Here is a 13,693-nt window from a genome sequence, read left to right as displayed (position 1 = left end):
GAACGGGACAGTGTCCCATTATGCGGGACAGATATGCGGAGACGTGCATGGACCTGAATTTCACGGCGGAAGAGCAGGCATTCCGCGATGAAGTACGGCAGTTCGTCCGGGCGAACTTGCCGGCTCGGATTTCGGAGAAGGTGCTGCACGGCAAGCCCCTCTCCAAAGAGGACTACTTGGAGTGGCACCGCATCCTTCACCAGAAGGGTTGGATCGGCTTCACCTGGCCGCGCGAGTTCGGAGGCACCGGGTGGTCGGCGGTGCAGAGGCACATCTTCGAGGAAGAGTGTGCCGGTGCGGGCTCCCCGCAGATCATGCCGTTCGGCCTCTTGATGGTCGCCCCGGTCATCATGGCCTTCGGCAACCGCGCCCAGCAAGAGCGCTTTCTCCCGCGCATCTTGTCCGGTGACGACTGGTGGTGCCAGGGCTACTCCGAGCCGGGTTCCGGATCGGACCTCGCCTCCCTGCAGACGCGCGCCGAGCGCCAAGGGGATCACTACGTGGTCAACGGCGTCAAGACATGGAACACGCTGGGCCAGCACGCCGATTGGATCTTTTGCCTCGTGCGCACCAACAGCGAAGCGCGCCCGCAGGCCGGCATTTCGTTCCTGCTCATCGACATGAAATCGCCGGGCATCACCGTAAGGCCCATTCGCATGCTGGATGGCCGGGACGACGAGGTGAACGAAGTTTGGCTCGAGAACGTCCAGGTGCCCGCCGAAAACTTGGTCGGTGAGGAGAACAAAGGCTGGACGTATGCCAAATACCTCCTCAGCCACGAGCGCACCAACATCGCAGAAGTCGGCCGCTCCAAGCGCGAATTGCTCCGCTTGAAGGAGTTGGCCCGCGAACGACGCGCCGGCGCGGAGCCTCTCCTCGCCGACCCGCGTTTCCGCGACAAGATTGCCCAGATCGAAATCGATATCATGGCGCTGGAGATCACCTGCCTGCGCGTCCTCGCCGCCGAGGCGCAGAAGAAAGGCGCCGCGCCCGAGGCCTCCCTCTTGAAGATTCGCGGGACGGAGATCCGGCAGGCCCTCTCGGAGCTGATGATGCTTGCCGCGGGGCACCACGCGCTGCCGTATCTACCGGAGGCCCTCGAGGATGGCCACAAATCCGATCCGCTGGTCTCCGAAGAGAATGCGCCGCTGGCGGGCACGTACTTCAACGACCGCAAGGTCACGATTTACGGCGGCTCCAACGAGATTCAACGAAACATCATCGCGCAGATGATTCTTGGGATTTGAAAGGTAAATCGAACCGTGGACTTTCAATTCACCGAAGAGCAAAAGCAGCTCAAGGATCTTCTCGACCGATTCGTTTCCAAAGAATACTCCTTCGATGCGCGGCGGAAGATCCTCGAAGGGGAGCCCCAGGGATTCAGCCGCGCCGTCTGGCGCAAATTCGCGGAGCTTGGCTTGTTGGGCATCACCTTGCCCGAGGAGCACGGCGGATTTGGCGGCGGTGCGCTGGATGCGCTCATCGTCATGGAGGCTATCGGGCGCGGGCTCGTGCTGGAGCCGTACCTCTCGACGGTGCTGCTCTGCGGCGGGCTTCTGCGGGACGCGGGCAGCGAGGCGCAGAAGGGCGAATTTTTGCCCGCGATCATCGCCGGCGAGCGCCTGTTGGCCTTTGCCCACTACGAACCGCAATTTCGCTACGACCTGCACCATGTTGCGACCTCGGCCAAGCGCCAGGGGGACAATTACGTGCTCTCCGGTCGCAAAACCGTGGTGTTGCACGGTGGTAGCGCGGATGTCTTCATCGTCTCCGCGCGCACGTCGGGCGATGTTCTCGACCGCGACGGCCTCTCCCTCTTTCTCGTGTCGGCGGGCGCACCCGGGGTGCGCGTTCGCGATTACCGCACCCAGGACGGCCAGCGCGCCGCCGAGGTGGTGCTCGAAAACGTCACCGTCGGCGAGGGTGCGCGCCTTGGTGCGGAAGGGCAGGCGCTTGCGGCCATCGAGCGCGCCGTCGACGTGGCCATCGCCGCCCTCTGCGCGGAGGCCGTCGGCGTCATGGGCGCACTCAATGCGGATACTGCGGAACACTTGAAGACGCGCAAGCAGTTCGGCGTGCCCATTGGCAAGTTCCAAGTGCTGCAACATCGCATGGTGGACATGTTCATCCACACCGAGCAAGCTCGCTCGATGTCGTACCTGGCCGCCGTCAAAGTGCACTCCGACGACACCTTCGAGCGGCGACGCGCCCTCTCCGCGGCGAAAACACTGGTGGGGCAGGCGGCCCGATTCGTCGGCCAGCAGGCGGTGCAACTGCACGGCGGCATGGGCGTCACCGAGGAACTCGTGGTGGGTCACCATTTCAAGCGCCTCACCATGATCAACCTCGCCTTTGGCGATGCGGATCATCACCTCGCGCGCTTCAGCGACCAGCTTTTGGCCCAGGAATAGCCGATGGACAAGCTTATCAGGCGGCGCGATCTCGACTTCATTCTGTACGAGCTGCTCCAAGTCGAGGAGCTCACGCGCTTTCCGCGTTTCCAAGAACACTCGAGGCAGACGTTTTCCAGTGCGCTCGCCACGGCGTACTCGATTGCCGAGCAAAAGTTCGCGCCGCTGAATCGCAAGTGCGACCTCGAAGAGCCCACCTACGACGGCGAGCGCGTTCACGTCCTCTCCGAGGTGAAGGAAGCGCTCGACGCGTTCGCGTCCGCCGGGTTCATCTCCGCGATGTACGACGAGGCGCAGGGCGGCATGCAGCTTCCGTACAGCATCACGCTCGCCTGTTATGCCGTTTTCCGTGCGGCGAGCGTGGCCATCGACGCGTATGCCACCTTGACCGTGGGGGCCTCGGAGCTGATTCACGAATTCGGCTCGGACGAGCAAAAAGCGCGTTACCTCGCGCCCATGTTGGCCGGCCGCTACTTCGGCACGATGGTGCTCACCGAGCCGCAGGCCGGCTCCTCCCTGGCCGACGTGGCCTCGACCGCGGAGCCGCGCGGGGATGGCACGTACTCCATCAAAGGGAACAAGATCTTCATCTCCGGCGGCGACCACGAGCTCACGGAAAATATCGTGCACCTCGTGCTGGCGCGCATCCCCGGGGCGCCCCCCGGCGTGAAGGGGATATCGCTCTTCGTGGTGCCCAAGTATCGCGTGAAGGCCGACGGCAGCCTCGGACCGAAGAACGACGTGGCCCTGGCGGGGCTCATTCACAAAATGGGCTTTCGCGGCACCACGTCCACGATGCTCAACTTCGGCGAGAACGACGACTGCATCGGCGAGCTCGTGGGAAAGCCGCATCACGGCCTCGCGTACATGTTCCAAATGATGAACGGCGCCCGCATCGCCGTGGGCCTCGGCGCGTCCGTGCTCGGGTACACCGGTTACCTGCACGCGCTCGACTATGCGCGGGAACGCCTGCAGGGGCGAAGCGGCAAAGATCCGCTCTCGCTGCCGGTGCCGATCGTCCGCCACGCGGACGTGCGACGCATGCTGCTCGCGCAAAAGGTGTACGTCGAAGGGGCGCTCGCATTGTGCCTCTACGCGGGCACCCTGTCCGATCGCGCGAAGCACGCGACCGTGGAGGCCGAGCGGCGCGAATCGGCGATGCTGCTCGATTTGCTCACGCCGGTGGTGAAAACGTGGCCCTCGCACTATGCGCTCGAGGCGAACAGCCTGGCCATTCAAGTGCACGGGGGCTACGGGTACACCCGCGAATACCCCGTCGAGCAATTCTATCGCGACAATCGCTTGAATCCGATTCACGAGGGGACGAGCGGCATTCAAGCGCTCGATCTGCTCGGGCGCAAAGCTTTCGCCGAGAAGGGTGCTTCGCTGGCCATCCTGGGCAAGGAAATCGGTTCGACCGTTCAGCGGGCGCGCAGCCACGCCGACACCGAACTGCAGAGCCATGCTTCGCAATTGGCCGACGCGTGGGAGCGCCTCGCCGAGACGTCGCGCCTCCTCGGCGGCGCGATGATGCAAGATGCGAATTTGGCACTTGCCAATGCCAGCGTTTATCTGGATATGTTCGGCCACACCGTCGTCGCGTGGATCTGGTTGCGCCAGGCGGTGCTCGCGAAAGAGGCCACAGCCTCCGCGGCGCCGGCTGACGAGGACTTTTACCGCGGGAAACTCGCAGCGGCTCGCTACTTTTTCCGCTGGGAGCTACCGAAGACCGGGCCGCAGCACACGTTGCTGCGCAGCCTCGATTCGAGCACCGTCGATATGCAGGAGAGTTGGTTTTGATGAAGAATTCGAACATCGTGACCGAGGTGACCGAGGGCGTGCAGCGGATCGAGATCCGTCGTCCCGAGAAGAAGAACGCCCTCACCGTGGGCATGTACGCCGCCATGGCGGACGCCCTGCTCCAGGCCGAGAGCGATCCGGCCGTGCGTGTCATCCTCTTTCATGGTCAGGCCGACATCTTCACCAGCGGCAACGACATTGCCGATTTTCTGCAGAACCCGGCCAACAGCGAAGACAGCCCGGTATTTCAGTTTTTGCGGGGACTCATGTACGCCAAAAAGCCCATTTTGGCGGCGGTGACGGGGCGGGCCATCGGCATTGGGACCACCATGCTGCTGCACTGCGATTACGTCATTGCCGGCGAAAGCGCGGAGTTCTCCTTGCCTTTCGTGAACCTGGCGCTCTGCCCCGAGGCGGGCTCCAGCCTGCTGTTGCCGCTGGTCGTCGGGCAAAAGCGCGCGAGCGAGCTGCTGCTCTTCGGCGACAAAGTCTCCGCAGCCGAGGCATGCGACATCGGATTGATCAACACTGTGGTGGCCGACGTCGACGTGGGCACGCACGCATTGGCCAAGGCGCGCATCCTGGCGGCCAAGCCGCGGGCCTCGCTCCTCGCCACGAAGGCGCTGCTCAAGCGCGCGATCGTGCCGTTGGTCGAAAAGGCCATGATTGAAGAGGCGTACGAGTTTTCGGACCGACTTTCCTCGCCCGAGGCCAGGGAAGTGCTGAGCGCCTTTCTCGAAAAGCGCCGTCCGAATGCCGCACGGCCCGATTGACGGAATCGAGGGGAGACAATGCCATGATCATCCAGCAGCACCTGTCGAAGGAACTGTTTCGGGGTAAAACGGTATTCATCACCGGGGGTGGCAGCGGGATCAATTTGGGGGTCGCCCGCCATTTTGCAGCCCTGGGCGCGAATTTGGCCATCTGCGGGCGCACGCAAGAGCGGCTCGACACCGCGGCCGCCGAACTGCGTGAGTTGAATGCCCACGTGGGCGGCAAAGTGTTGCCGGTGGTGGCCGACGTGCGCCAGTACACCGTGCTGGAGGAAGCCTTTGCGCGGGCCGAGTCGGAGGTTGGTTCGGTGGACGTGCTCGTGGCCGGCGCCGCGGGCAACTTCCTCTGCCCCGCCGAGGACTTGAGCCCCAATGGGTTCAAGACGGTCATCGAGATCGACCTTTTGGGCTCGTTCAACGCCTCGCGCATTGCCTTTTCGCAGCTGCGCAAAACGCGCGGTTCGATCCTTTTCATTTCGGCGGCGCAGGCCTTGTTTCCGCACGCACTGCAAGCGCACGTCGGCGCGGCCAAGGCAGGCATCGACAACCTGATGCGCACGCTCGCCCTCGAATGGGGCCGCTACGGAATCCGTAGCAACGGCATCACGCCCGGACCGATTGCCGACACCGAGGGCATGCGGCGCCTCTCGAACCCCGATCACGAGGCGCGCACCAAGGGGGCTATTCCGCTCGGGCGCTACGGCCACGTCGACGACATCGGCCAAGCGGCCGTCTATTTGGCCTCGCCGCTCGCCTCGTACATCACGGGCACGTTGCTCTTGGTCGACGGAGGCAGCAGCCTCATTGGCTCGGGGCTTTGGAACGAGGCCGTCGAGCAGATGGTTCCGCGGAAAACGCCGCAAAGCTAAAGGGATCCATGGGCACCGTTCTTCTCGTTCGTCATGGGCAGGCGTCGTTCGGCAGCGACGACTACGACTGCCTGTCCGAGTTGGGCATCGAGCAGTCGCGGCTGCTCGGAGACTGGCTCTCGGCCTGCGGACGGACGATCGATCGCGCCGTCGTGGGGGGCATGAAACGGCATCGCCAAACCGCGGAAGCCTGCCTCTCCGCGATGGGGCTTGGCGCGTGCCCGTTGGAAATCGATGCGGGCTTCGAAGAGTACGATGCGGACGAGGTGGTCATTCGGCACCGGCCCGAATTCGCCGACCGTCAGGTGCTGGCCCGTCTTTTGGCGGAGCATGACAATCCGCGGCGGGCATTTCAAAGTATCTTCTCCGCCGCCATCGATCGCTGGGTGGGCGGCGAATGGGATGCCGATTACCGTGAGCCGTGGTCGACTTTTCGCACGCGGTGCGTGGCCGCGCTTCGGCGTTTGACCGACGATCCAGGGCCTTCGCGCACGGTCGCCGTGTTTACATCGGGCGGACCCATCACGGCCATTTGCCAACATCTCCTCGGCATACCCGACCGCAGCATTTTCGAGCTGAACTGGTCCATCGTCAACAGCAGCATGACCGCGCTGCGCTTCTCCAGTAGGTCCAGCAGCGAGCATCCCGGGCGCGTGACTTTGAGCTCGTTCAATGTCGTCGCGCACCTCGAACGCATGCAAAATGTGCGTTTGATTACCTACCGATAAAGCGTTTCGACAAAGGCATTCATCATGAAAGAAATCGACGGGAAGGTGGCGGTCATTACCGGCGCCGCCAGCGGCATCGGGCGTGAGCTGGCCTTGGAGCTCGTGCGTGCGAAGGCGTCGGTCGTTTTGGGCGATGTCGACGAAAAAGGTTTGGCCGAAACGGCAGCCCTCGTGGCCGAGGCCGGCGGCGTCGCGCGCATCGTGACGTGCGATGTGTCCAAACCCGAGCAGGTCGACGAACTTGCCGCCCGTTCGTACGAGCAGTTCGGCGCCGTGCATCTCCTGTTCAACAATGCGGGGGTCGGTGTTCTCGGCCCGACCTGGACCACCACGTTGGAAGATTGGCAGTGGGTGCTCGGCATCAACGTGATGGGCGTGGTCCACGGCATCCGCGCCTTCGTTCCTCGCATGATCCAGCAGGGCGGCCCGGCCCACGTGATCAACACGGCTTCTGTCGCGGGCCTCGTCTCGATCCCCGGAAACAGCGTGTATGCCGTGAGCAAGCACAGTGTGGTGGCGCTGTCCGAGTGCCTCTACCATGACTTGAAGGTTGCAGGCACAAGCATTGGCGTCTCCGTCCTGTGCCCCGCGTACGTGAATACCGGCATCGGTGACTCGGCGCGCAACCGCCCGCAGGAGCTGAGCGCCACGAACCCGCACGCGGCCGACTACGAGCCCATGTTGCGCAAGGCACTTGCTTCGGGCCGTCTTTCCGCCGCAGATGTCGCGAAGATCACCGTGGAGGCCGTCCGGAACGACCGCTTCTACGTGCTGCCGCACCCCAAGATCAAATCCTCCATCGAGAGCCGGATGCGCGACATTCTGGACGAGCGAAATCCGACGAACCTGCTGCCCACCTAAAGGGAGACGACGGTGAAATTCGAATACTCGGCCAAGACGCAGGATCTGCGTGCACGCCTCCATGCCTTCATGGAGAAGTACATTTACCCGAACGAAAAGCGCTACCACGACGAGGTTGCGCAGGGTGATCGCTGGCAGCCCATCCCACTCATCGACGAGCTCAAGGAAAAGGCGCGCGCCGAGGGGCTGTGGAATCTGTTTTTGCCCGAGTCGACGCACGGCGCGGGGCTCACCAACGTGGAATATGCACCGCTCTGCGAAATCATGGGGCGGGTCATTTGGTCCTCGGAGGTGTTCAACTGTTCGGCGCCGGACACCGGCAACATGGAAACCATCGAGCGCTACGGCACGCCCGAGCAGAAAAAGCAGTGGCTCGAGCCCCTGCTCGACGGGAAGATCCGCTCGGCGTTTCTCATGACGGAGCCCAATGTGGCCTCCAGCGACGCGACGAACATCGAAACATCGATGCGGCTCACCGGCGACGAATACGTCATCAACGGCCACAAATGGTGGTCGTCGGGGGCGAGCGATCCGCGCTGCCAGTTGTTCATCGTGATGGGCAAAACCGATGCGGACAATCCCAATCGGCACCTGCAGCAGTCGATGGTCCTCGTACCGCGGGACACCCCGGGGGTGAAGATTCTTCGGAACCTCACCGTCTTCGGCTACGACGACGCGCCCCACGGCCACGCTGAGGTTCTGCTGGAGAACGTGCGCGTGCCCGCGGCCAATGTGCTCCTGGGTGACGGACGCGGCTTCGAGATTGCGCAGGGCAGGCTGGGGCCCGGGCGCATCCACCATTGCATGCGCCTCATTGGATTGGCCGAGCGGGCGCTCGAAGACATGTGCAAGCGCACATTGTCGCGCGTGGCCTTTGGCAAGCGCATTGCCGAGCAGACCGTGACCTTGGAGCGCATTGCCGAGTCGCGCATTTTGATCGACCAAGCGCGCCTCTTGGTGCTCAACGCCGCGTACATGATGGATACGGTGGGCAACAAGCACGCCCGCAAAGAAATCGCGATGATCAAGGTGGCGGCGCCCAACATGGCATGTCAAGTCATCGACTGGGCGATTCAGGCGCACGGCGGCGGCGGCCTTTCGGGCGATTTCAGTTTGGCGTACGCCTACGCGCAGGCGCGCACCTTGCGCTTTGCCGACGGGCCGGACGAAGTGCATCGCAACGCGATCGGGAAGATGGAGTTGGCGAAGTATCACTGAGCATCATGCATCTGGGTGCGTAGCTTCAATCCGAGGAGGGCGAGGGATGGGCGATCAACCGTGGATCAAGTCGTATCCAGAAGGGGTACGCTACGATCGGGAACTCGTGCAGATGCCACTCTGGCAAATTCTGGACGACGCCGTGGCGCAGTGGCCGGATCGCCCGGCCATCGATTGCATGGGGAGGAAGCTCACGTACCGCGAACTGGCCAACCAGGTGGAGCGGGCGGCGGTGGGCTTTCGCGAAATCGGGGTGAAGCCCGGTGTGCATGTCGGGCTTTATCTGCCCAATACGCCCCATTACGTGGTGAGCTTTTTCGCCATCCTCAAGGCGGGCGGTACGGTGGTGAACTATTCACCGCTGGATGCGGAAAAGTCGCTCATTCACAAAATCGAGGACAGCGAGACCGACATCATGGTCACCCTCGACGCCAAGAGTCTTTACCCCATGATGGCGCCGCTGCTCCGCCGCACGCGTCTGCGCACGTTGGTGGTCGCCGCCTCGGGCATGCCGTGCGAGGTGGCCTGGGGCGACGACGGACATGTCCGATTCGAATCGCTCCTGGCGAAGGACGGCCCGCGCGTCGAGCCGCCGGCGATTGCCAACTTGGAGGAGGCCGTCGCGGTGTTGCAATACACGGGCGGCACCAGCGGGCTGCCCAAGGGTGCCATGCTCACCCACGCGAACGTGTCGGCCGCCTGTAGTCAATATTGGGAGACCCACGCGGGGGCGGGCATCCTTCATGAGAGCGAGGAGCGCATTCTCGCGGCGTTGCCGCTCTTTCATATTTATGCTCTCACCGTGACCATGCTGATGGCCATTCGCCTCGGTGCGGAAATGGTGCTCATGCCGCGCTTCGAGGCGGAGACGGCGCTCCGGGAGATCGCCAGCAAGAAGATCACCGCCTTTCTCGGAGTGCCCACGATGTACTCCGCCATATTGAACCACCCGAAGGTCGCGGACTACGATCTGAGCTCGATCCGCTTCTGCGGCTCGGGCGGTGCGCCGTTGCCTCTGGAGGTCAAGCAGCGTTTCGAGCGCCTCGTGGCCTGTCCGATCTGCGAAGGCTGGGGTATGACGGAAACGTCGCCCACCGGCACGTTCAGTCCGGTGAGCATTCGGCATCGTCCCGGCTCCTGTGGATTGCCCATGCCGGGCGTGCGTATCGAATTCCGCGACGTGAACGATCCCTCGAAGCGGGTAGCGCTCGGGGAGCGCGGTGAGATCTGTGTCGCGGGCCCCAACGTGATGAAGGGGTATTGGAAGGGCGGGGTCGCGTCGGAGCGAACCTCCGATGGGCTCTTCCGCACCGGCGACGTGGGCTACATGGATGACGACGGCTTCGTGTACATCGTCGATCGCACGAAGGACATGATTCTCTGCGGCGGGTTCAACGTGTACCCGCGCACCATCGAGGAAGCGATCTACGAGCACCCCGCGGTGGCGGAGGTGAGCGTGATCGGCATTCACGACGAATACCGCGGCCAGGCTCCCAAAGCGTTCATTTCGTTGAAGCCGGGGACGCCGGGGTTGACGCTCGAGGAGCTGAAAGGCTTTTTGGAGGGACGTTTGGGCAAGCACGAAATGGTGCAAGCGATGGATATTCGCGCCGATTTGCCGAAGACGCTGGTCGGCAAACTGTCGAAAAAGGAATTGTACCAGGAAGAAGCCGCAAAGGCGGCCCCGGGAGGAGCCACACGATGAGTATCCGCTACGAAACGCGCGGCCCGGTGGCCGTGTTGACCATGGACAATCCGCCGGTGAATGGCCTGGGCCATGCCGTTCGCACCGGGCTCCGTGAGGGCCTCGAGCGTGCGGAGCTCGATCCGGGCGTCACGGCCATCGTCATCACCGGGGCTGGAAAAGCCTTCTCCGGCGGCGCCGACATCACCGAGTTCAAAAGCGGAAAGCAGCTTCTGGAGCCATCGCTGCGTGTGGTGATTCGCGCCCTGGAAGCGAGCACCAAGCCGGTCGTCGCGGCGATTCATTCGGTGGCCATGGGCGGCGGCCTGGAGCTCGCGCTCGGGTGCCATTTCCGCGTGGTGGCCAAGGGCACCAAGATTGCGCTGCCCGAGGTCAAGTTGGGCCTATTGCCCGGCGCCGGCGGCACGCAGCGTTTGCCGCGGGCCATTGGACTGGAGACTGCGGCGAACCTCATTGCGTCCGGGGAAACGGTGCTGGCCGAGGCCTTGGCCAAGACGGCCCTCTTCGACCGGGTCGTCGATGGGGACGTGCTCGAGGGGGCGCTGGCGTTCGCCGAGGAAGTCGTTCGCGAGAAGCGCCCGCTGAAGCGCCTTTGCGACGTCAAGGTCGAGCACCCCAATGCGCAGGGGTTCTTGCAGTTTGCACGCAACACCGTGACAACGATGTCCAAGAATTTCCCCGCGCCGCTCGTCTGCCTGGAGGCCGTGGCGGCATCTACGGGGCCGTTCGACGCGGGGTTGCGCAAGGAGGGGGAGCTTTTCCAGAAGCTCATGGCCACACCCGAGTCGCGCGCCCTGCGGCACTTCTTCTTCGCCGAGCGCGCGGCCAGCAAGATTGGCGACGTGCCGCCGGACACGACCCTGCGTCCGGTCAAGCAGGTGGCCATCATCGGTGCCGGCACCATGGGCGGCGGCATCGCCATGAGCTTTGCCAACGCCGGCATCCCGGTGACCTTGCTCGAGGTGAAGCCCGAAGCCCTCGACAAGGGGCTTGGCACCATCCGCAAGAATTACGAAAGCTCGTTCAAGAAGGGCAAGCTGACCGAGGAAAAGATGGCGCAGCGGCTCGCGCTCATCCAGGGCACCCTCTCGTACGACGGGATCGCGCAGGCCGACTTGGTCATCGAGGCCGTCTTCGAAGAGCTGGGCGTGAAGGAAAAAGTATTCACCGCGTTGGACCAGGTGATGAAGCCGGGGGCGATCCTGGCGAGCAACACGTCGACCCTCGATTTGAACAAGATTGCCGCCTTCACGAAGCGGCCTGGCGACGTGGTGGGCCTGCACTTCTTCAGCCCGGCCAACGTGATGAAGCTTCTCGAGGTGGTGCGCGGCGCGAAGACGTCGAAGGACGTTTTGGCCACGGTGATGGATCTGGCCAAGAAAATCGGGAAAACCGCGGTGGTCTCGGGCGTGTGCGATGGCTTCATCGGCAACCGCATGATCGAGCGCTATTCGATCCAGGCCTCGTTCCTCTTGGAGGAAGGCGCGCTCCCCTCGCAGGTCGACCGCGCCCTCGAGCAGTGGGGCATGGCCATGGGCCCGTTCCGCATGGGCGACCTGGCCGGAAACGACATTGGCTGGGCCATTCGCAAACGGCTTTACGTGGAGCACCCAGAGCTCGTCTATTCCAAAATAGGCGACAAGCTGTGCGAGCTCGGGCGCTTCGGGCAGAAAACCGGAAAGGGCTGGTACCTCTACGAGCCCGGCCGGCGCGATGCCATCGTCGATCCGAGCGTCGACGAGATGGTTCTCGCCTATTCGAAGGAGCTCGGCATCACCCGCCGCGCGATTTCGGACGAGGAGATCGTCGAGCGCTGCATCTTTGCCCTGATCAACGAGGGCGCCAAAATCGTGGAGGAAGGCATTGCCCAGCGCGCGTCGGACATCGACGTGGTCTACCTCTCCGGATACGGCTTTCCCATCCACCGCGGCGGTCCCATGCTGTACGCCGACGAGGTGGGCCTGGTGAACGTCGTGGCGGCGATGCGCCGGTATGCGCGCATCTCGCGCGGCGACTCGAAGTTCTGGGAGCCCGCACCGCTGCTCGCGAAGCTCGCCGCCGAAGGGAGGTCGTTCCATGGTTGATGCGGTCATCGTTTCTACGGCGCGCACGGGGCTCGCCAAATCTTGGCGGGGCGCCCTCAACATGACCCATGGGGCCACCATGGGCGGGCACGTGGTGCGGGCGGCCCTCGATCGCACGGGCCTTCTGGACGACGCGGAGGTGGAAGACGTCATCATGGGCTGTGCGAACCCCGAAGGCGCCACCGGCGGCAACATCGCACGGCAGATTGCCCTGCGTGCCGGGCTGCCGGTCTCCGTGCCCGGCATGACGGTGAATCGATTTTGCTCGTCGGGTTTGCAGACCATCGTCCTGGCCGCGCAGCGCATTCTGAACGGCGAGGGGGACATCATGGTCGCCGGCGGCGTGGAGGCCATCTCGTGCGTGCAGAACGAGATGAACCTGCACATGCTGACCGAGCGCTGGCTCCTGCAGAACAAACCGGCCGTCTATTGGAACATGTTGCAGACGGCGGAGAACGTCTCGAAGCGCTACGGCATCTCGCGCGAGCGCCAGGACGAATACGGCGTGCAGAGTCAGCTGCGCGCGGCGGCGGCGGCGGCCGAGGGCAAATTCAACGACGAAATCGTGCCCATGACGACCCTCATGGCCACGGCCGACAAGGCCACGGGGCGCATCTTCACCAAGGAGGTGACCCTTTCGGCCGACGAAGGCATCCGCGCGGACACCACCTTCGAGGGCGTCTCCAAGATCCGCCCGGCCATCGCCGGCGGGGTGATCGCGGCGGGCAATGCCAGCCAATTCTCGGACGGAGCCTCGGCCTGCGTGGTCGTAAGCTCCAAGGTCGCCGAAAAGCGCGGTTTGAAGCCGCTGGGCATCTACCGCGGCTTTGCCGTGAGCGGCTGCGAGCCGGACGAAATGGGCATCGGCCCGGTCTTCGCCGTGCCCAAGTTGCTGGCCCGTGCCGGCTTGAAGGTCGACGATATCGGCCTATGGGAGCTCAACGAGGCTTTCGCGGTGCAAGTCATTTATTGCCGCGACAAGCTGGGCATTCCCAACGAGCGGCTCAACGTCAACGGGGGCGCCATTGCGGTGGGCCATCCGTACGGCGTGTCCGGCTCACGGTTGGTCGGCCACGCGCTGATCGAAGGAAAGCGCCGCGGCGTGAAGTACGTCGTGGTGACCATGTGCATTGGCGGCGGCCAAGGTGCCGCCGGCCTATTCGAAGTGGCTTGAGGTAGCGGTTGATTGAATGTTTCAATTTCGAAATGAGTTGGTGCTTGAACCGCGGCAGCGAGAAGAAGCC

At 63.7% G+C, this 13,693-nt stretch carries 11 protein-coding genes; all 11 read left to right on the top strand.

Going from position 1 to position 13,693, the window contains the following annotated elements; translation table 11 throughout:
* Positions 1–47: 47 nt before the first annotated feature.
* The 11 genes from LVJ94_25555 to LVJ94_25505 are packed head-to-tail and all read left to right on the top strand — an operon-like array spanning position 48 to position 13,623.
* Complete coding sequence (locus tag LVJ94_25555; GenBank protein WXB10580.1) at positions 48–1,247, top strand: acyl-CoA dehydrogenase family protein; 1,200 nt, start codon at positions 48–50, stop codon at positions 1,245–1,247.
* Positions 1,248–1,262: 15 nt separating this feature from the next.
* A complete protein-coding gene (locus tag LVJ94_25550; GenBank protein ID WXB10579.1) occupies positions 1,263–2,411 on the top strand; it encodes an acyl-CoA dehydrogenase in 1,149 nt (382 codons plus the stop codon).
* 3 nt (positions 2,412–2,414) lie between these two features.
* A complete protein-coding gene (locus LVJ94_25545) occupies positions 2,415–4,211 on the top strand; it encodes an acyl-CoA dehydrogenase (GenBank protein WXB10578.1) in 1,797 nt (598 codons plus the stop codon).
* A complete protein-coding gene (locus tag LVJ94_25540; protein ID WXB10577.1) occupies positions 4,211–4,984 on the top strand; it encodes an enoyl-CoA hydratase in 774 nt (257 codons plus the stop codon). The genes LVJ94_25545 and LVJ94_25540 overlap by 1 nt, the downstream gene beginning before the upstream one ends.
* Before the next feature lie 23 nt (positions 4,985–5,007).
* Positions 5,008–5,853, top strand: a complete 846-nt coding sequence (locus LVJ94_25535) for an SDR family oxidoreductase (protein WXB10576.1) — start codon at positions 5,008–5,010, stop codon at positions 5,851–5,853.
* A gap of 8 nt (positions 5,854–5,861) precedes the next feature.
* Entirely contained in the window at positions 5,862–6,581 is a 720-nt protein-coding gene (locus LVJ94_25530; GenBank protein ID WXB10575.1) for a phosphoglycerate mutase family protein, read from the top strand.
* A 24-nt stretch (positions 6,582–6,605) separates the two neighbouring features.
* Positions 6,606–7,442 carry an SDR family NAD(P)-dependent oxidoreductase gene (locus LVJ94_25525; protein ID WXB10574.1) on the top strand — a complete coding sequence of 279 codons (837 nt, stop codon included), beginning with the start codon at positions 6,606–6,608 and terminating at the stop codon, positions 7,440–7,442.
* A gap of 12 nt (positions 7,443–7,454) precedes the next feature.
* The gene (locus tag LVJ94_25520) at positions 7,455–8,660 is read left to right on the top strand and encodes an acyl-CoA dehydrogenase family protein (protein ID WXB10573.1); all 1,206 of its coding nucleotides are present in this window, start codon (positions 7,455–7,457) and stop codon (positions 8,658–8,660) included.
* A gap of 46 nt (positions 8,661–8,706) precedes the next feature.
* Positions 8,707–10,365, top strand: a complete 1,659-nt coding sequence (locus LVJ94_25515) for a long-chain fatty acid--CoA ligase (protein WXB10572.1) — start codon at positions 8,707–8,709, stop codon at positions 10,363–10,365.
* Positions 10,362–12,449: a 3-hydroxyacyl-CoA dehydrogenase NAD-binding domain-containing protein gene (locus tag LVJ94_25510; GenBank protein WXB10571.1), complete on the top strand. Its 2,088-nt coding sequence runs from the start codon at positions 10,362–10,364 to the stop codon at positions 12,447–12,449. The genes LVJ94_25515 and LVJ94_25510 overlap by 4 nt, the downstream gene beginning before the upstream one ends.
* Positions 12,442–13,623 (top strand): acetyl-CoA C-acyltransferase, encoded by a 1,182-nt coding sequence (locus LVJ94_25505; GenBank protein ID WXB10570.1) that lies wholly within the window; start codon positions 12,442–12,444, stop codon positions 13,621–13,623. The genes LVJ94_25510 and LVJ94_25505 overlap by 8 nt, the downstream gene beginning before the upstream one ends.
* Positions 13,624–13,693 lie beyond the last annotated feature (70 nt).

It is taken from the genome of Sorangiineae bacterium MSr11367, from assembly GCA_037157805.1.
Lineage (GTDB): Bacteria > Myxococcota_A > Polyangia > Polyangiales > Polyangiaceae > Pendulispora > Pendulispora rubella.
The sequence above is the reverse complement of the archived record's forward strand: the minus strand, read 5'-3'. Positions and strand labels throughout refer to the sequence as shown.